Source organism: Pseudomonas matsuisoli, from assembly GCF_014647635.1.
GTDB lineage: Bacteria > Pseudomonadota > Gammaproteobacteria > Pseudomonadales > Pseudomonadaceae > Pseudomonas_P > Pseudomonas_P matsuisoli.
The window spans coordinates 1-19,303 of record NZ_BMPO01000011.1 but is presented as its reverse complement, the minus strand read 5'-3'; the positions used below and the strand labels follow the sequence as shown (position 1 = coordinate 19,303).

Here is a 19,303-nt window from a genome sequence, read left to right as displayed (position 1 = left end):
GTGCTGCAAGGTGAACCGAACAACTCGCGAAAAAGGGAACCCGCCACCCAAGAATTATTTAAAACTCATGCCGCTTCGACGTTGACCCACCAATGCGTGAGCCGCCGAACACGCACAGGTAGGGCGGCTTCCAGCAAGTGCAGCGCCTGGTCGGTATCGCCTAGCGGGAATGTACCCATGACCGACAGCTTGGCCACCGTTGGTGCATAGCCAAGGTGCCCATGGCGATACCGACTCAGCGTGTCGACGAGCTCGGACAACGGCATGGCTTCAGCGGCCAGCACGCCTCGGGTCCAGGATTCTCCTGCCGCTTGCGCCGCCGTCGGCGAATGGATGATCGACGGCGTAAAGTCGATGCCCTGGTCGGCAAGCACCTGCTGGCGCCGGTCGTTGTGTGTCGTGCAGACGTTTACCGCGCCCTGATAGACATCGAGCCGCGTGTGGCTTTCCTGTTGGCGAATACCCAGGCGAGCGGTGCCCGAGGCAACTTCCAATTCACCGCACTCGGTACGAACGATGAACGGGCGGGTATCGCGCTCCGCCGTTTGCAAAAGCAGCTCACCGAAACGCAGGTCAAGTCGACGCGTGCGCGTATCGAATCCGGTGTCGACCGCCGTGCGGGCACCAAGCCAGAGTTCGCTGCCATCCTCCAGGCGCACCTTACGATTCTCGCCCGTCCCGGTGGCTAGGTCGGCTGTCCAACCCGTGAGCGTCGATGCTCGCCAGCCGCTTAGGCCAACCAGGGAGCCAACGCCCAGCCACATGAGCGTCTTGGTCGCTTGCCGACGGGACATCCCTTTCGCGCGCGTCTGCCGAAGGGCTCCGCCCGCCTGGGGCGCCTGATCACGCAACGGCGCGAAATGTTCGCCAACACGCTCCACATAGTGCCAGGCCGCCCGATGCTCGCTATGTTGCTCGAACCAATCTCGCCACTGTTCTTGCAGCACCGCGGGGCAATCCACGTCCTGCAGCGTTACGTACCAGTGGGCGGCCTGTTGCAAGCTCGTGTGCTGGATTCTGCTCGCGCGTGATTCCATCGTTCACTCCACCAGCAGTCCGTCGAGCTCCGCTTCGAGCACCGCACAGTGCACGAAGGCCTGAGCCATATATCTCTTCACCATGCGTTCGCTCACACCGAGGCGCTCGCCAATCTCGCGGTAGGGCAGGCCATCGAGCTGAGCCAACAGAAACGCCTCGCGCACGTTTGGGGGGAGACCAGCGAGCATGGCATCGACCTCGACCAACGTTTCTAGCACCATCGCGGTCTGCTCGGGTGAAGGCTGCCCTATGATCGGCTGGTTAGCCAACGCCGCGAGATAAGCCGTCTCCAGCGCTTCACGCCGCCAGCGATCAATACAAAGCCCGCGCGCGAGCGTCGCCAGGTAAGACCGTTCCCCGCCCTCATCGGTGGAAAGGCGAGGGCGGGCCAATACGCGCACGAAGGTATCGTGAAGCAGGTCAGGCGCATCTATCCGGTTACTAAGTCGCCGACGCAGGAAGCTCAACAGCCATGGAGAATGCCGGGCGTACAAGCGGTGTACCGACTGATCGAGAGCGTGCGTGGAAGGCATGAAAGACCCCGCCCAGCGTGACGGCTAATGAGAAGTGTTCGCGATATTAGTCGCGCGCGGCACTTATCACAACGCGAGGTTGCAGGACGGATGCCGAAGGCAGGTATCGCCACATGGATACCATTCGCAAGTCGTGGATTGCGCCCGTCTACAAGAGACTTTGGAGCGAGCCTTCTTAGCATCTGGCGGCTGCGAAAGACGACTATGCTTCTCTCTCAGTAAGGATCTGATTGACGCGTACAGACCCATCCGCTCATCAATCCGGCTTGGAAGAATTGCACCGGTCTGTCGAAGCCGGCTGACTCGATCAGGTCCGATACCTGATGTGAAGGAAGGATCGATACGTCCTTAGCGTACGCCGCTCGCGCACGTTCCAGCGCATCTGGCGCCACGCCGGCTGCAGACATCAATGTCATCCAGCTACGCAGTAACGCATCGTAGGAGCGACAGGAGGTGTCAGCCGCGAGATCGGCATTTGCCAGCAGTCCGCCCGGTTTCAGCGCTCGGGCTATCTCTTGAAAGAACTCGATGCGCGCGTGCGCTTCAAGCAAAAATTGAGAGACCAGAAAGCACGTAGCCGCGTCGTAGTGGGATTCGATAGACAGTGTGCCGAGGTAGCCCTCGTGAAAGTCGCAACGAGACAAAAAGCCACCGTGCTCCGCTTTCTGCCGACAGACATCGAGCATTGCTCCGGAAGGGTCAACAGCAGTGAACCTCCATTCGGGAAAGCATCCCGCAAGGTACGCGAGTTCGGCGCCCGTACCCGCGCCTACGCAAAGTATCCGAGCGTCGTCGGGTAGATAGGCAAAGTTCGAGCGAAGAAGCAGGTGCAGCGTTTCGCGAATGGGCGCCATTCCCGCCCATTGCTTGTCGTAGCCGGAGGCTTGTTGGTCAAACAATTCTTTAAGCGCTTCGCGTTGCATGAGATGCCTCGTTATTTTGTTGGCTCAGGCAGGGTAGAGGATGGGTGTTTCAACGTGCGCAAGGCGTTGTACCTAAGGCGGAAGTCCCCTATGCGAGGGTAGCTGCTCTTGGTTGTGGTTGTCGCAAATAGCTGTCGCTCGCCGAATGCAATAGCCGCCTCAACGCCTGGCTGATGCTGTTGGATCCGGCAAATTGGCGCCGCCGGCCAAGGCTTCAATAATTGGGCTATGCGTTATCCCGCAAAGGACCACTGCTGTTGTTCTGATCGAGTGTGCAGTTAACTCGATGCACGTGGGGCGATGTGGTACCGCAGAAGTGCTTCGGAGCCTTTAGGTCTACATAAAGGGCGGTGGACGTTAATAGCCATTAAAAAAAGAAGGCTACTGCAATCTATTTTTCCGAGTAGCTATCTCCAACTGCCTCGCCTGAGGCATCAATCGCTTTGCTTGACGGAAAGCGATACGAAGCGAAACGAACCGCTACGACTGATAGCGCCAGGAAGAAAATACCGCCGCATAGGTACAGCAGGCCAATGTCCGGCGCCTTGTGGTGCGAAACGTCACCGATCAAATACCGCGTCAATGCCGTGATGGCGATGTACAACAAGAACCGAATCGGAAGGTGATTGGTCTTGAAGTAAATGCCGACCATCGCCCCCAGTTCCAAGTAAATGAACAGAAGCAAGATGTCGTCGACGCTGGCATGGCGAGCTTGCACCATGTCCCAGAAAGCCATCACGGATGCCCACGCGGTAGCGGCTCCGATGGCGAACAACCCCAAATAATGAAAACCTTCAACCAATAGGTTTCCGACTGCATTTGCCTGTCGGTGCATGCGCTTTCTGCTGTGCTCTGCCCACTTCATGACGACTACCCGCATCTGCCAACCCAAAACGCGATGATGACAGAGAACGCAATGAGATGAATGACTGCGATCGGTCATTCCTGGGGAACGCGCGGCGCAAACTCACGGCACCACCTGACTGCACGGGGCGCCTTGCTTTGACAGGCGGCTTTTAGCCCTAGCGATGGGCTGAATGCAGCCGACGCACCGCCCGATCAAAACCACGTCGGCTCCTTTACTCCAAAAGCTTCAGTGCCCTTTGATTACCCAAAGGGCATGTTTAGCGGGGTGCATTCACTCAATGGTGATGAGCCTCACCTGCGAACGTCAATGAGGTGAACAGACTGCGCTCCGTGATTCCTTCTTCGCCGGCTGCAGGTACTCTGGCCTGGGCAGCAATGATGTTGAGTCCCGAGTTGCGGATGACGATATCGGCGCGGCCTTGGGCGTCCGTTTTGACACTACTGGCGTCTGCCGTACCGCGATAGTCATCGAGCAGCGCGATGTTCGCTGCGGGTTTGCCATCGATGGTGACTTCTACAGGTAGCGGATTGCCTACGCCAACCTCCATCGGGTCCTTAAGAGGACGAATGACCATGGCCAGCTTTAGGTGCTCTGGAATGTGCGCGTGCGGTTCAAGAATGGCCAGGCTGTACTTGTAGCTCCGGCTGGAGCTTACCGCCCCTGGCACCTCTGACCTCGGAGCGTTGAAAGACTTACCGTCCTTGTTTTTGCTCCAGATGCCGTTGTCATACGAAACGGTTAACACTGCCGGATGGGCAATAGGTTTCAAGCGAGCATGGTCTTCCAAGCGCTCAACCGTAACAGGTATGAGGTGGCCGCTGTGATCGTAGGCCCAGACGCCTTTTACCTTCTCCGGTGCATAGGCTTCGTCTTCCGCGCCGTGCCCGTAGACGACCTCGAGATGGCCGTAACGTTGTTCCGTCCAGATGCCATGGGCCAGTGCCGCTTGGGTACTGAAGATGCTCATTGCCGCGAGCAAAGGAAGTGCGTGTTTCATAGATGATCCTGATGTCGTGACGTGTTGTGAAACAAAGCCGCGCTTCAAAAAAGGGGGCTGCAAGAAGGCTTCTCTAACGAACCTTGGTCTTTAATAGTCTATGGCTATGAAATAATGTTTCATGTATAAGGCGTTACGTTATAACACGCATTCATGGGGTCGGTTTATGTACGAATCTGCACGGCGAGGCAGAGTTTTAGCTTTCACGAGCGCTGCGTTGACTAGCGGTGTCTTTTCCTTCGTGCCTGTTTCTGCCGCGGAGCTGGAGGCCTCAAGTGCTGGCACTACCGAATTAGGTGCGATCCAGGTCGTCGGCGAGGGCCAGAATGCGAGCACAGGTCGGATCGAACCGCTGACACGCAGCAAGGTCAGCAACGCGCCGGAAAGCTTGCCAGCAGCAGTGTCGACGATCACGGACGAGGACATTCGTACGCTCAACGTCGACCGTGACATCTCCAACATCTACCGCCGAGTGCCGGGCGTCGTCGCCAACAACATCGATCAGGGCGACACAGGCAACGGCTTTCGCATGCGCGGCTTCGCCACCAACGGCACCCATGGAGCGGACGTTGCGGTGTACGTCGATGGCGTACCGCAGAACATTCCTTCCAGCCAGGGTGGTGCCGGTCACGGTCCGGTATTCATGGAATGGATGACGCCGCAGATGATCAAGCGCGTCGATGTCATCAAAGGCCCGGTGTCGGCGCTGTATGGTGATCAGAACCGCGCCGGCTCGGTGAATATCGAGACCTTGGATGGTGGTGACGTCGCCTCGAGTATCGGGCTGGATATCGCTAGCTACGATGGTCGCCGTGGCAATCTGGTGCTGGGCGGTGAGCACGATGGTTACGAGTCGTTGTTCGTTGCCGACATCTACAGAACGAACGGTTACCGTAAAGCCGCCGAGACCAATCGCGACAACTTCTTCTGGAAAGTTTCCAAGGTCTTCGGCGATGCCAAGTATTCCCTACGCTTCAATCACTACGATTCTGACTTCAAGAACGATGGCTATTTAAATCTGCCGGCACTGCGAGCAGGCACGATCAGCCGTCGCGATACCGATAACCTTTATGGCTTCGGCGATGCCAACCGTAATACCTACGTGATCAACCGGGCGCCAGCCGAAGGCGAAGAGGGCCTGTACTACACGGCGTACTACGAAAACTTCAAACGTACGCGAGCCATTTCCAATGGCGCGGACACGCACAACTTTGGCAGGGACGACCGCGATATTTACGGCGGACGCATGGCCTACAACTTCGTCTATGAAGACACGGCGTCGTTGATGGTGGGTGCGGAAGTGCGCCGCGACGATGGCATCGCGTATCGCCAGCAATATCAAAACTTCGAGCCGACGCCGCGCTTCTATTTCGACTTCGATCAAGACTTGATCACCTACGGAGCTTTCGCCCAAGGTCAGTACAAACCCGTCGATTCGTTGAAACTATTGGCTGGCATCCGCTATGACCGCTTCGACTACGACATCGAGAACCGCAAATTCCGTGATGCCTCCACGGGCTATCAGAAGTCCGTTACCACGCCAAAGCTTGGTTTGGTATGGACGCCGATCGAGCAATTGGAAATCTTCACCAACGCTGCGCAAGGCTTCCGTTCGCCCGCCGCGGAATACATCAGTGCCGGCAGTGGCAGTGCGTTGGTGCCTAGCGACAGCGGTGGTCGCGTCAACGGTAATGTTCGCCCTAGTAAGGTCACGTCCTACGACATTGGCTTTACGGTGCGCCCAACCGACGCGTTCTCCAACACCACCGAGTTCTACTACATCCAGAATGACAGCGAGACGTTGTCCACCGCGCCCGGCGTGTATGAGCAAGTGAGCGACACGACGCGTCGTGGCGTCGAGACCAGCGTCAACTATCAAGCCACCTCTACCGTCAGTACCTATGCAAGCTATGGCCGGATTATCGATGCGGTGATCGATAACCCACGCCCTGGTACCGGTGATCGATTGGTCGTACCCGAGCACACGTACAAGGCCGGCGTTCAATACCGGGATTCCTTCATGGCAGGGCAATTGACGCTTAACGCTGATGCCTACCATCTCTCTGGCATTCCCTACTACGTAGGCACCGAAAAGAAGGAAATGCCTGCCTATACTCGATATGACCTGCGCGCTACTTACGACTACAGCGACTACCAGTTCAGCCTCTACGGAACGTTCCAGCCGCACAAGTACGGTACCGAAGTGGCTTATGGCACCAACGCCGGCTTAGTCATCGTGCCGCAGCCGTCTACCACGTTGGGTGCATCCGTCCGTTATTTCTTCTGACGCTGCCAACGTCTTTCTTGTCTCTACAGGGCCGGCTTAATGCCGGCCTTTCGCTTGATCCCCGCGGATTTTCTACACTGGTACAGTCTTTAGCAGATTGACGTCGCCACCTGTCTCCAGCTTGAGCCACCGCATGGGTTTGCACACCCGTAGTGAAACGAGCCGCCACGCTGTTGCTTTGTAGGCAAAACGGCCTTCTCTGGACTGGCGACAACAACCATAAGGAGCGCTAGACGATGTTTGCCTCGTTCGAGTCGGGCCGATGCCAAGTGGGTGAAGTGAGCGTTAATTACCGCAAGGGTGGCCGCGGTCGCGCTTTGCTGTTGCTGCACGGCCATCCTCAAACCCATGTCATGTGGCACAAAGTCGCCGAGCCATTAGCGAAACATTTCACCGTCGTCGCCGCTGACCTTCGTGGCTACGGCGACAGCGAAAAACCGCCGGGCGACGCGGAGCATCTGGCGTACTCGAAACGTCAGATGGCGCTCGACGGCATAGGGCTTATGCGCGAGTTGGGTTTCCAGACGTTCGACGTGCTGGCCCATGATCGGGGCGCCCGCGTCGCTCATCGTATGGCGATGGATCATCCCGATGCGGTGAAACGTTTGATTACGCTGGATATCGCGCCGACCCTCGCGATGTATGCGCAGACCAGCGAAGCTTTCGCTCGCGCCTACTGGCACTGGTTCTTTCTGATTCGACCGGCACCTTTTCCGGAGACACTCATCGAAGCGGACCCCGAACTCTACCTACGCAGTGTCATGGGTGCTCGCAGCGCAGGTATGGCGCCTTTCACCGATGAGGCGTTCGCCGAATACCGACGATGCCTGTCGTTGCCAGGTGCCGCTCACGGCCTGTGTGAAGATTACAGGGCAAGTGGCAGCATCGATCTGGAACACGACAGGGCGGACTTGCACACCGGGAAGAAGTTAGAGATGCCCGTGCTTGCGCTATGGGGAGAGCAAGGCGCCGTAGGCCGTTGTTTCGATCCTCTTGCCGAATGGAAGAAGGTCGCCACGAATGTTCAAGGAAAAGCCTTGCTGTCGGGGCATTACATCGCAGAGGAAGTTCCCGCGCTGTTGTTGGATGAAGTACTGAGGTTTCTGTCACCAACGGATGGCCCGCTGTGATCGTTCTTCGCTGCCGTTTGCTGTGCATCTGTTGCGGTGTAGCGCGCGGGCAACATCGTTAGCAATCCGCAATGGGGTAGGGTGGGGACAACGTTGAGCGCAGTTGCGATATTTATCGTCGCGTCGCCGAACGGATTTACCTGTTGGGTGACCAAGTCATCATGTCTCGCTTCAGCCTGACGATGTAAATACGGGAGCGACTGCGTCGTTCCTTTTGCTATCGTACGGCCGCCGATTACACGCCTGTATTCGATCAGCGCGTTCCTTGAGAAATTACCTATGGTTCACCGTCCCGCACCTTTTCCTGATAACGAGGAAGAGCGTGTTTCGTCTCTAGAGCATCTGGATGTACTCGATTCCGAGCCAGAGGCGAATTTCGAAGACGTCGTGCTGCTCGCCAGATCCATATGTGATGTGCCAATTGCGCTGGTTTCGCTGGTGGATCACGATCGGCAATGGTTCAAGGCATGCATTGGGCTGGACGTTCGCGAGACCCATCGCGATTTTGCGTTTTGCGCTCATGCCGTGCTCGAACCGGCCAAGGTGATGATCGTTGAGGACGCAACGCAAGATCCGCGTTTTCATGAAAGCCCACTGGTGCTGGGGCCACCCTTCATCCGCTTCTACGCAGGCGCGCCGATTCTCACCGATACAGGTCATTGCCTCGGGACCGTCTGCGTCATCGATACCCAACGACGTACTCTGACGGAAAACCAACAATCGGCATTGCTCGCCCTGGCGCGGCAGACGGCCTCGCTGTTGCAGTTGCGGCTTTTGGAGCGTGAACGAGAGCAGCGCTCGATCGATTTGGAGCAAGCGCTTAGTGAGGCGATCGACCGTAGCCTCGAGGCCGAGTCATCGCTCAAGCAGGCGCAGCGCGTCGCATCACTAGGAATGCTCACCGCAAAGCTGTCCCACGACTTCAACAACCTGCTGCAAGTCCTGAGTGCGAGCTTGCAGATGATCCAGCTACGGGCGCGCCGCCCGGCGGACGTGGAACGCCTTAGCGATACCGGCTTGAAAGCGGTAGAGCAGGGCAGGCAGTTGGTGAATCAGTTGATGCAGGGGTTGCGATCCGATCATCCCGATCCGCTCGGTATCGATGTCTGCACTAAGCTGCATACCTGGCACGACCTACTGCTACGCAGCGTGGGCGACGATATCGACCTGTCCCTGGATGTCCAAAACGCCCGCGCTTGCGTGTATTGCGACGACGTACAGCTACAGGCAGCGGTTCTCAATCTATTGAGCAATGCGCGCCAGGCCATGCAGAACGTAGGATGGGTCCGGGTCTCGACCCATGTGGAGCAGGTCTCCAACGATAGGTTGGCAGAGGGAAAGTACCTGGTCCTCAGTGTCGCCGACGGCGGGCCCGGCATGGGTAAGCAAATCGCCCGAAAAGCGCTGGATCCTTTCTTCACGACAAAGTCGCTGGGCGCAGGCACGGGCTTGGGGCTGGCCCAAGTCCAGGACTTCGCCGCTGGCGCGGGCGGCGGCGTCCAAATCGATACGTCCCCCGGCAAAGGCACAACGGTGCGCATGTACCTGCGGATTCTCGATACGGTGCCGGTTTCGAGTGGCAGCTTGAAGGCGGGCGCACAGTAAGCGGATTAGGTTATTGCCGATGTATAAGGCTCGCGGGTGTAAAATTACGTAGGCATTTTCCTAGGTGATTACTCTATTACCTTTACGCTGTAGCGTGCTCTAACTCAGGAGCTTTCATGTTTGACATTAACAACCTTTCTCTTTTTATACTTTCTGTTTTTCTGCTATCCGTTACCCCTGGCCCGGACATGGCTTATGTTGTCGGTCAAAGTATTGCAAATGCTCGGCGCGCGGGAGTCATTTCAGCTGCTGGCGTTGCATTAGGAAGTTTCTCTCATGCTTTGGCTAGCGTCGTGGGGCTGACCGCGCTTATTGCTGCTTCACCATTGATGTTCACCCTAGTCAAGTACATCGGCGCACTTTACCTTATCTATCTAGGTGGGAGTTTAATCTTAGGAACATTTGGTAGGGCGCGGTCGGAAACGGGCAATGATGCCGATGTAAAAAAAGATGCATCGCCATATGATCTTTTGTCCAAAGGATTTGTTACTACCTTAATGAATCCAAAAGTCCTTTTATTTTTTGTCTCATTCTTCCCGCAATTTGTCACGCCGGGAGGAGAGCATCATACTGTTTCTCTTTTAGTGTTGGGTTTGACTTATGCGCTAGTCGCGTTTTTAACCGATGTGGCCTTCGCAATACTGGCTGGAAGTGCTGTCGGCAGTATTACGGGCAACAGATCGCTTCAAAAGTTAATGGATCGTGTTGTGGGAGGTGTTTTTATTGCGTTAGGAATTAGGCTCGCACTTATTCGCCCTTGAGTGCTAAGACCGGCTGAAACCGGCCAGTTGCTACTAGTCGCGACGAGCGCCTCGCGGCCAGAAGCGATCATTGATTATCAGGTAAGGCAGATGCGGTATCCGATATCGCTTCAATTGCCTTCGAAACTGCTTCGGAGCAAGCTAATAGTCTTTCTAGACAGTAGGAGTTGCACGTTGACACGGATCATCCGTATAGCAGCAGTCATCATTGATGATAAACAGCAGATGCTCGTAGTGCGCAAACGGGGTACGTCAGCTTTTATGCAGCCCGGTGGGAAGATAGACAGTGGCGAGCAGCCAGTGGACGCCCTGGTGCGTGAGCTATACGAGGAGCTGGGTCTAGTCACCGATCCGAACGACTTATTGTCAATGGGCAACTATGAGGCCCCTGCAGCAAATGAGCCGGGCTACAGCGTAGATTGCGCACTGTACCGTTTAGTGCCGCGGCCAGAGTATCGAGTAATTCCCGCCGCAGAGATTGATATAGCACTGTGGATCTCGGTGCTGGAACCTTGCGATATAGACTTAGCACCGCTCACTCGAGATTTTGTCCTTCCTTTGGCGCGGCAGGATATACAGTCTGGAAAAGCAGATACTTCCCGAGGAAACAATGCGATGGTCACTGTGGATGAACTACGTTTAAACATCGCTAGTTACTTCGACGGATACCGGCCAAGAGTCGCCATTCATGTGAGCGCTCGAAGTGCCTGTCCGTTAGATGTCGGAGCGGTATGAATGCGAATGAAAAAGTCAGTGCCGGCCAAACTGCCCCCGGTAGGACATGGGGGCCAGACCCACGGTTTTGCGAAAGGCCGCACGGAAACTCTCCGCCGATGCGAACCCACAACACCCGGCGATCTCCTCATGGCTCAACTGGCTGCTTTCCAGTAGGTCGCGCGCCAGATTCATCCTCACCTGTAGCAGCCAGGCTTTCGGCGCCATGCCAGTCGCTTCGCTAAATCGTCGCAGAAAAGTCCGTTCGCTCATCAGTGCCTTAGCCGCCAGTTGTTTTACGGAAAGCTGGCTATCTAGATGCCGAATCGCCCACTCCAGTACCGCCGCTAGGTCATCTCGCGGTTTGCGTGCAACGGGTGCGGGGATGAACTGCATTTGCCCACCGGCACGCTGGGGCGCCATCACCAAGCGCCTGGCAACAGTGTTAGCGACATGCATGCCAAAGTCGCGACTCACCAGGTGCAAGCAGGCGTCGATACCAGCAGCACTACCCGCCGAAGTAATCAGTTGGCCGTTATCCACGTAAAGCACGTCGGGATCTACGTCGATGCCGGGGTAGCGTGCCGCCAGTTCATCCGTATACCGCCAGTGGGTTGTGGCGCGCTTGCCGTCCAGGAGGCCCGTGGCTGCGAGCACAAATACCCCTGAACAGATCGAGAGCAAGCGGGCCCCACGCTGGTGGGCGGCGCACAAGGCATCCAGTAGGCCCTGAGGTGGGCGTTCGTTACGGCTGCGCCAACCCGGGACGATGATGGTATGGGCATCAATGAGCGCGTCCAGGCCAAAGTCAGCCACCACCTGCATACCGCCTGAAGCGCGCATCGGAGACGGGTCCACGGCGACGATGCGATGGCTGTACCAGGGGAAATCAAACTCGGGGCGCGGCAAGCCGAACACCTCGAGAGCGATGCTGAACTCGAACGTGCACAGCCCGTCATAGGCCAGCACGGCAACTAATCCCGGGGAATTTAACATTGGCGGAAAACTACCGGTCACTGTCGAATGCGCCACTGTAGCGGTGGTGGCTGGCTTTCTACAATCGGCGCACTTTCAACCGAGGTGCGATGCCCATGTCCAGCCTGATCAGCGAATTTACTGCCGCCAGCTCTTCCGAAGCCCTGCTGCACTTTAGCCGGCGCCTGGCGTTCGAGACCGATTGTTCGGACGTTCACCACAGCCAACAGTTGGGCAATATCGACTATGTGCTGGTGGATGTAAGAAGTAATGAGGCATTCGCAAAAGGGCATGTGCCCGGAGCGATCAATATTCCGAGCCGCGCCATCACGGCGGCGCGGATGGCCGATTACGGCCGTCAGACCTTGTTCGTTGTCTATTGTGCGGGCCCTCACTGCAACGGCGTACACCGGGCAGCGGTTCGCTTAGCGGAGCTGGGTTACCCAGTGAAGGAAATGATCGGTGGGGTTACCGGCTGGGTTGATGAAGGGTTTGGGTTGGTCGGCGAAGATGTGTCGGCCCTGGATAATGGCGTGTCCTGCGCATGTTGAGTACAGAGTGCAGCGTTCGGCTCGCGCGGCCCGAGGATGTGCCCGGCTTGATCGAGCAGATGCGGGCGCTGGCGGCGTTCGAGGGGTACCTCAATGAGTTCAGGGTGGACGAGGAAACGCTAATGGCGCGTGCTTTCGGTGATCAGCCTGAGTGCCAGATCTTCGTCGCCCAGGGGCAGAAAGGGATCGCCGGGTATGCCGTTGGGCTGACCATCGATTTTACCTACGATCTGCGGCCGACCGTGGTGCTCAAGGAGTTGTTCGTGGCGGACGAATACCGAAGTAACGGGTACGGCGCAGCGCTGCTTCGCCGGGTGGCGGCTTGGGCCTTGATCAAAGGCGCGGCGCGATTGAAGTGGGACGTGCTGGTTGGGAACCACCGAGCCGAAGCGTTCTATCAGCAGCATGGCGGTCGTCCTGATGCCAAGTGGATACCTTACAAAATGGGAGAGGTAGAGTTGCAAGCTATTGCGCCGCCAACTGCCGCGCTCAGTTGAAGGGACGCTCTAATGCTGTTCTTGCGGATTTAACCCACATCTTGTGTGCGTCGACAGCCGATGCACACAAGTGGCCGCTCTTGGCCGATAGATGCCTGTCTTCACCGGCTGCAATCGGCCAAAAGCAGTCACTCAGCCCAATAAATAATCTGTCCCCTTTTTCCCGCCAACAATGAGAAACGCCGGAGCGTCATCGTTACCGGCTGGGTGGCTCTCTGCGCATCGGTTCAATGCTTAGATAGTAATTAAGAAGCTCTAGTCCTTGCCGAGCTACCTGAGACAGGGCATCGCCCAACGCCACACGGTCGGCACCGCGCAAGACGAACTGTGCTAGACGAGGCTGTCATGGAAATAAGTCACGTACACGTATGAAGGGTGAGCCGGTTTCGGCCGCTCTCCTTATTTTCTGCTCCAGAACGTGGTTAAGAGGGATTGCACGACTTATCGCCTCATATAGATCGTACCCATCCATGCAGATAACCCGCTTACCCCTACCAAAAGCCACTAAGCCATCGTCCGTGAACCCGCTGTTGCTTACAAATAGACCGCGCGTCCATGCGGCTTTCTGCTCAATTTTTCCGTGAAATACGTGCAAATCAGCAACGCCCGTAGGTTCGTTTTGCCATTTAGCTTCAACGACATAGGTCTCGTGCCCAAATTGGAAGCTTCCATCTATCTGTTCACCTCGGAGCCGGAACGGCTCGCGTGCGGCTAAGCCGTGTAAGTCAAAAAGGTGCTTCAGAAACCTCTCGAACGCATAACCCCTGGCTTGTGCCGCCATATTCGACAATGCAACTAGCTCGTCTCTGAGTAGCGCTATTTTTGCACGGCCGAAAGCTGGCGCCGCCGTCTGCCCTTGCTGGACTGTCGTTTGTTGTTTTTCCTCAAGCTTATTGATGAGGGAGAGAAATCGCCCATGAGCATTTTGGACGGTTTCGGCTTTCGATGAGCGCTGTCGCCGCGCTTCTCGGTATTCCCAAAGAGCGTTTAGGGTTTTAACGACTGTTGCCTGATCCACGGTTTGGAGAAAGCAGCGCAAGCGCTTTGCCTTCGAGGTGCCGTTACGTGCATAAGTTGGATCATCGATGTCAATGTCCAACTCTTCCGCGAAAAACAGCGCCATCGTACGGTCTGAAAAATCGAGGACGTACCCGTTCCCCATATCGAATAGGTCTTCGATCAGCATCATGTCAATTGAGCGGATATTCATGTGTCCCTCAGTCAGGCTCGTTCCGTCGGTAGCATTCTATCGGTCGCGTAGCGCTAAGGGCAGGCCACCATAAGGGCCTATTAGCTGTGTTGTCGGTACTCAATGGGCCGGGCAAGGTTTTTTCGGTATTGACCGGTCTTCCGGCTCGCTAGAAAAGGAGAATTGCCATGAGAGCTGTGATCATCGCCAATACTGTAATCAACTCTTTCGCCGACCTTAACGAGGTCGCCACCTCCGATTTGGTCGCCTGCTACAACAAAGCAGGAAAAAGGGACAGATTTATTGGTTCACTGACCGTTTTTGGCTGATTACTGCCGGTCACGACGGGCCGCTTTTGGCCCAGGCTGTGTAAGAACGCACGTACCTTCCTTAGCATCCGCGTTTCTACGTGAGATCCAAGAACGCTCTACTCGCTAGCAGAAACCAGATTTCGCGTAGTAAGTTGGAAATTAAGACATTTCGAGCTCCTGCTTTTTAGAAGAAGTGTTTTTACGCAGCCTGGGCCAAGATTGGACGCTTACCGACACTCCGCTTTGAGGCCTGAGCGCGTTTACGGGATCGAGAACAACTCAATGAGCGGCCTGGACACGCAGCGTAGCCATACATGTAACGCGACTAGAAGGACGTCGGCTCCTGCCGCGAGCGCTAGACAAAAACCTGCTTGCGCGCCCTGCTGCCCAACAATCTGACCGGACACTGCATCACCCAAGGCCACACCGACATTCAGCACAGCCAGTAGCCAGGTCATTCATTCTGCAAGTTGTTGCTCGGGAAGCAGACGCTCGATCAAGGTCATCGCCACAACCACAGTCGGCGCGAATAACAGGCCCGCAATCAGCACTGCAGCAGCTAGGGCATCAGGCGTCGTCGATGGAGCTAAAGCAGGCGCTATTAAGCTGATCCGAAGAAAGTGTAGAGTCACTTTGATATCGGAATAAATTCCATACAACTACAGGAAGCATTCGGATTGGTTGCTCAAGAGCAAAATTACGACTCTACAAAGCAAGGAGGTATAGGTGGGCGGATATCAAGGCATGCGCTGGTTCAAAATGGATTTTCAGGTCCAGACACCTGAGGACAATAGGCACTGGAGTGACGACAATCTGCGCCTGCAGAACCCACGCCGGCCTATACAGAATGGCGAGCCCGATGAAAGTGATATCCAAAGAAAAGCCAAACGCTTTCTGCAGCGATGCCATGAGCTAGAGCTTGAGGCCATAGGGATCACCGATCACAATTTCTCGGAAAAGATCGAACCTAGAGATTGGTTCCTCACGCATCTTGTTGAGCAGAACAAAACCGTTGCCAGAGAGCTTGATCGACCGCCACTCTCCATTTTCCCCGGTTTTGAGGTAGACCTTGGCTACCACGTGTTGTGCTTGTTTGAGCCCGCGACGAAGGTGAGCCACCTGCGACGCGTCAATATGATCCTGATCAAGTTAGGGCTGGCCGAGAATCAGCGATTCAGGGGCGGAATGCCTAATGCCCTACGCCGCGGAGACGAACCCGTAAGTCTCAAGACTTTGCTTGATGTCGTTCAGAAAGATCACGGCGGCATCGTGATTGCAGCACACTCTGACCAAGAGGATGGTTTACTTGCAGTCGGCCGCAATATGGATGACTACAAACTGCCTGGGCTACTGGCCGTTGAGGTAACCACTTACCCAATGCCCCCAAGATACAACTCTATCTTGGAAGGAAGAGATAGAAACTGGTCGCGAGCTGGGCGGCAGCCAGCGTACGTCCAGTCATCGGATGCAAAATCGCTGAAGGTAGACGCGGATGGTATTCCTCTAGCGAATGCCTTGGGCTATCGCCATACGTGGGTTAAATCATCCAAACCCTCGATCAACTCACTGCGTCAGTCCTTTCTTGATGGAAAGTCGCGGCTTAGACTCCAACCGGACCGCCCCTCGGATCAGCAGAAACACCCCAGAATCGTTTTCCTGAAATGCCGTGGCTTCAGGTTTCTATCTGACCAAGAGATCTTTTTCTCTCCGAATCTCAACACCCTTATCGGCGGGCGGGGTACAGGAAAATCCACAGTTCTTGAGCTTCTTCGGTTCGCATTTGGACGTGACAAAGGAGGTACTTTCTCGGCCTCTATTAAGGCGAAATTCGACCGCGTAAGGGCAACCTTTACCGAAAACTCGGAGGTCCAGGTCGGTTGGGAAAGTATTCCTGGGCAGCTAGATGTCATCTCGCTCAAACTGCAGGAAGGTCACGCACTGCTCCAAGGAGAAGCCCACGATCTCGAAGTCTTTCTTCGGCAACTTCCGGTGCAGTTCTATAGCCAACAGCAGCTCAGTGAACTCACCGACGTGGATGGGGGCGACAGCTTACTCGCAATGATCGACGAGGCTTGTTCAGCTGAGCTTCAGGGTCTGAAGGGGCAGGAAAATACGCTTCGTGCGGAGATCCATCAACTTTTTGCTGGCGTCGATCAAATTGATGCTTTGACCAACGAGATCAACGTCCTCAAACAAGAGCTCCAGGAGTTAAATCGGCAGTGGCAGGCCCGGAGTGAAGTTCAAGCAGAGGCGCAACAGTACCAGTATGCAGAAGCAGCCCGGCGTTACTTTGAACAGGTCCAAACGCAGATCAATGAGGACATCCGGCGCTTCTCCCTACTAGCCGACGATCTGTCTTCTCAAGGCGCACTCAACAGCGGCCAGGTTGAAGTCTGGCCTAGGTCAGAGTGGTTCAATGGGTTCACTCAGGAAGCAGGCAAGGTAAGAGAGCTATATCGGGCTAAGGCAGCTGAACTAGCTGCTCAGCTCCAGCAAGAAGCAACCAAACTCTTTCAGCATGGTGACGGTTGGGAGCGAATCTCACAGGAGCTGGAGGGTACAAAGGATTCGTTTCTTCTTGCGTGTAGCGAACGAGGTCTTCAGCCCCAAGATGTGGCAAGACTTCAGGAGATCGATAGAGCCCGACAAGCCAAAATGCAATTGCTACAGCAGAAGGAAGAGCGCCTAGGAGACCTTTCCCCACTGCGCGATCGTTTGAACACCGCGATGGAGGAAATGAACGCTCTATGGGAGCAGCAATTTAATGTTCGCCATCAAGCAGCCCTTGAGATCAATGACAGGGCACAAGGCTCAATACGCCTAATCATTCAGAAAATGGCAGATGCGGCGGGCTTCATCCAGGCATGGAACGGAATGGCGCCCGACGGTCGTAGCCGCTTAGGAAGAGCCTGGGAACACATCGGCAAGCAGCTGTTTGAGAACTTCTCTGGGTACACGCAGGTGGCAGACTCACCCTGGCATCACATTAGTGAAGTGCTAGCTGAGCGGCGAGGCCTTCCGCTATCCCTGCTGGAATATAGAGATGAGCTGAAACCCTACGTCATATCCCAAAGGGACGCTTGGCGAAACGCTCGACTCACACGTGTAGAGGAGCGTGTAGATATTGAGTTGTACCGGGCCGATAGGACATTGGTTGGTAGCGTGCAGAGCAAGGCCCTGTCGGAGGGACAGCGCAACACAGCCGTTTTGAACCTACTGCTGGCCAAAGGAGATGGGCCGATTGTCATCGACCAGCCTGAGGATGAGTTGGACTCCAAATTCATATACCACGAACTCGTACCTTTATTACGCAAAGTCAAGAACCAGCGTCAGCTGATACTGGCCACGCACAACGCCAACCTACCCGTAAATGCCGACACCGACCTAGTGTATGCCTTGGAGGTGGATCGAGGATTAGGCGTGAGACTCGCTTCGGGTGGTTTAGACAGAACTGATACAGCCACTGCGGTGCTGGACATCATGGAGGGGTCGAAGGAAGCCTTTAAGCGTCGACTCGACAAGTACCACTTTTAACTTCGACGCACTGCGAGGTGAAACCATAGGAACAGCAAAGGAATCGGGGCAAAACTAGTGTAGACGGCAGACTAGCCGCTTCTGGCCGGTTCGAGCCAGTGGTAACAGGTGGAGACCAGCCAAAGCGGGCCTAGCCCCCTCGTTAAAAGTCCCTTTCATTCGTTTCTGATGGGGCCTCTGACCCCGGTTCCATGTCAGGCTGGGGTTGCTGTTCTGCTAAAGCACGTTGGTGAATGAATACAAACTGGTGAGCAGTTATTCGCGCGGGAGTACCCTCTTGATGGTACTGCGGATCATCCAGCTCGACTCCATAGCGTGAACGCAGATTGGCGGAGATGTAGTTTGGTGAAATCAACAGAGATATAGCTTCATAGGTTTCGCGCCGAAGATCTGCTCGTACAGGTAGACCACTTTCTACCTCCCATCCCTCACCAATGTAGGTTCCCAAAAAATCATCCATACGTGCAGGCTCAGCATCAAATAGCAACCGCAGACTTGCCTCTATCTCTTCCTTGCTTCGCCCTTTTTGCCAGTACCAATAGAGGTGAGGTGCATCGCCTCCAGCCTGCTCAAATATCGGCTTAGCAGCGTTCGCCTCACAAATACGGTCGGCAAACAATCTGTAGATAATCTCGTTTGCTTCGCTTGGAAGGACTCGATGTTGTTCATGTCTATCAGACGAATGCGTAAGCCAGCGAACACATTCACTCCCCATTTTTAAAGGCGACGCTGCCTGGACAACTGTTTCAACAGCAGCTTGTCTCTCTGGCATCGGAATACGCCTCATAAGCTGGGATATCAGTATTCCAGCCTGCATCATCGTCCCACCTAAGACGTAAGGCCCTCGTTCACACGGTAGAAGATCGCCATTTCTTGCCAGGGCGATTGCGATCGGCAAAGCAAAGGCCTCATTCAAAGAATCCACACGATTTCGCAACGCTTGGATCAACTGAGGCATAGCCCGCTTGGAGTACACACTCAGAAGACTACGCTGCTCATCTGGATCAGCTGCGACGAGAGCCTCTGTCAAAGCAGCCAGATGACTATCAGCTATATCTCCTTCGGGTACTCCATAAACGAAATAGCGCTTAAAGTATCGAGCAGAGCAGATTCGCTGCTCCTCAGCCCATTTTTCCTCCCAATCCCCCCCGTACATCGAGTTGCTGGTTCGGGGAAACAACGGTTTCAGCAGTCGCTCTCGTACCTGCTCACGCTCTTCCGGAGCCGACGTCGGCATCGCGCTGTCAATAAGCCTATTGATGGGTGTAGTGGTCTACTGATTCCGGACACCGATTTAGGTGAGAATCCTCGCCGTGAAAGAGGTGTCTGATGAGCAAGCAACGACGTACATTTTCCGCAGAGTTCAAGCGAGAGGCAGCGGCCTTAGTGC

At 55.5% G+C, this 19,303-nt stretch carries 16 protein-coding genes and 1 pseudogene; 9 read left to right on the top strand and 8 right to left on the bottom strand.

The genetic code is table 11. The features are described from left to right. Positions 1-65: 65 nt before the first annotated feature. From IEY47_RS19055 to IEY47_RS19035, 5 genes are all read right to left on the bottom strand, one after another. Positions 66-1,037: a FecR domain-containing protein gene (locus IEY47_RS19055; RefSeq protein ID WP_188985671.1), complete on the bottom strand. Its 972-nt coding sequence runs from the start codon at positions 1,035-1,037 to the stop codon at positions 66-68. A 3-nt stretch (positions 1,038-1,040) separates the two neighbouring features. Further along, the gene (locus IEY47_RS19050; RefSeq protein ID WP_188985669.1) at positions 1,041-1,571 is read right to left on the bottom strand and encodes a sigma-70 family RNA polymerase sigma factor; all 531 of its coding nucleotides are present in this window, start codon (positions 1,569-1,571) and stop codon (positions 1,041-1,043) included. Positions 1,572-1,786: 215 nt separating this feature from the next. After that, on the bottom strand, positions 1,787-2,494 hold the full coding sequence (locus IEY47_RS19045; RefSeq protein WP_188985667.1) for a class I SAM-dependent methyltransferase: 708 nt from the start codon (positions 2,492-2,494) through the stop codon (positions 1,787-1,789). A gap of 391 nt (positions 2,495-2,885) precedes the next feature. After that, positions 2,886-3,359: a phosphate-starvation-inducible protein PsiE gene (locus IEY47_RS19040; RefSeq protein WP_188985805.1), complete on the bottom strand. Its 474-nt coding sequence runs from the start codon at positions 3,357-3,359 to the stop codon at positions 2,886-2,888. A gap of 277 nt (positions 3,360-3,636) precedes the next feature. After that, complete coding sequence (locus IEY47_RS19035) at positions 3,637-4,359, bottom strand: DUF4198 domain-containing protein (protein WP_188985665.1); 723 nt, start codon at positions 4,357-4,359, stop codon at positions 3,637-3,639. A 241-nt stretch (positions 4,360-4,600) separates the two neighbouring features. Between IEY47_RS19035 and IEY47_RS19030 the strand changes: the two genes are divergently transcribed. The 5 genes and pseudogenes from IEY47_RS19030 to IEY47_RS19010 all read left to right on the top strand — a co-directional run. Then, complete coding sequence (locus IEY47_RS19030) at positions 4,601-6,646, top strand: TonB-dependent receptor (RefSeq protein ID WP_229779528.1); 2,046 nt, start codon at positions 4,601-4,603, stop codon at positions 6,644-6,646. 236 nt (positions 6,647-6,882) lie between these two features. Then, positions 6,883-7,776, top strand: a complete 894-nt coding sequence (locus tag IEY47_RS19025) for an alpha/beta fold hydrolase (protein ID WP_188985661.1) — start codon at positions 6,883-6,885, stop codon at positions 7,774-7,776. Between the two features lie 279 nt (positions 7,777-8,055). Then, the gene (locus tag IEY47_RS19020; protein WP_188985659.1) at positions 8,056-9,381 is read left to right on the top strand and encodes an ATP-binding protein; all 1,326 of its coding nucleotides are present in this window, start codon (positions 8,056-8,058) and stop codon (positions 9,379-9,381) included. A 116-nt stretch (positions 9,382-9,497) separates the two neighbouring features. Next, positions 9,498-10,142, top strand: a complete 645-nt coding sequence (locus tag IEY47_RS19015; RefSeq protein WP_188985652.1) for a LysE family translocator — start codon at positions 9,498-9,500, stop codon at positions 10,140-10,142. A 174-nt stretch (positions 10,143-10,316) separates the two neighbouring features. Beyond that, positions 10,317-10,724 (top strand): annotated as a pseudogene (locus IEY47_RS19010) (NUDIX hydrolase); the annotation flags it as partial. A gap of 168 nt (positions 10,725-10,892) precedes the next feature. Here the strand turns inward: IEY47_RS19010 and ftrA are convergent. Next, positions 10,893-11,852, bottom strand: coding sequence for a transcriptional regulator FtrA (gene ftrA, locus IEY47_RS19005; protein ID WP_188985648.1), 960 nt, complete (start codon positions 11,850-11,852; stop codon positions 10,893-10,895). 95 nt (positions 11,853-11,947) lie between these two features. Between ftrA and IEY47_RS19000 the strand changes: the two genes are divergently transcribed. Next, on the top strand, positions 11,948-12,382 hold the full coding sequence (locus tag IEY47_RS19000) for a rhodanese-like domain-containing protein (RefSeq protein WP_188985646.1): 435 nt from the start codon (positions 11,948-11,950) through the stop codon (positions 12,380-12,382). Further along, complete coding sequence (locus IEY47_RS18995; protein WP_188985644.1) at positions 12,376-12,879, top strand: GNAT family N-acetyltransferase; 504 nt, start codon at positions 12,376-12,378, stop codon at positions 12,877-12,879. The genes IEY47_RS19000 and IEY47_RS18995 overlap by 7 nt, the downstream gene beginning before the upstream one ends. Before the next feature lie 343 nt (positions 12,880-13,222). On the opposite strand, the gene IEY47_RS18990 is transcribed toward IEY47_RS18995, so the two are convergent. After that, complete coding sequence (locus tag IEY47_RS18990) at positions 13,223-14,089, bottom strand: restriction endonuclease (RefSeq protein ID WP_229779527.1); 867 nt, start codon at positions 14,087-14,089, stop codon at positions 13,223-13,225. A gap of 167 nt (positions 14,090-14,256) precedes the next feature. Between IEY47_RS18990 and IEY47_RS18985 the strand changes: the two genes are divergently transcribed. Both IEY47_RS18985 and IEY47_RS18980 read left to right on the top strand, forming a co-directional pair. Beyond that, on the top strand, positions 14,257-14,397 hold the full coding sequence (locus IEY47_RS18985) for a hypothetical protein (protein ID WP_188985642.1): 141 nt from the start codon (positions 14,257-14,259) through the stop codon (positions 14,395-14,397). A 726-nt stretch (positions 14,398-15,123) separates the two neighbouring features. Further along, complete coding sequence (locus IEY47_RS18980; protein WP_188985635.1) at positions 15,124-17,913, top strand: TrlF family AAA-like ATPase; 2,790 nt, start codon at positions 15,124-15,126, stop codon at positions 17,911-17,913. A gap of 142 nt (positions 17,914-18,055) precedes the next feature. Here the strand turns inward: IEY47_RS18980 and IEY47_RS18975 are convergent, their stop codons facing one another. Then, entirely contained in the window at positions 18,056-18,871 is an 816-nt protein-coding gene (locus IEY47_RS18975; RefSeq protein ID WP_188985633.1) for a hypothetical protein, read from the bottom strand. Between the last annotated feature and the right edge of the window lie 432 nt (positions 18,872-19,303).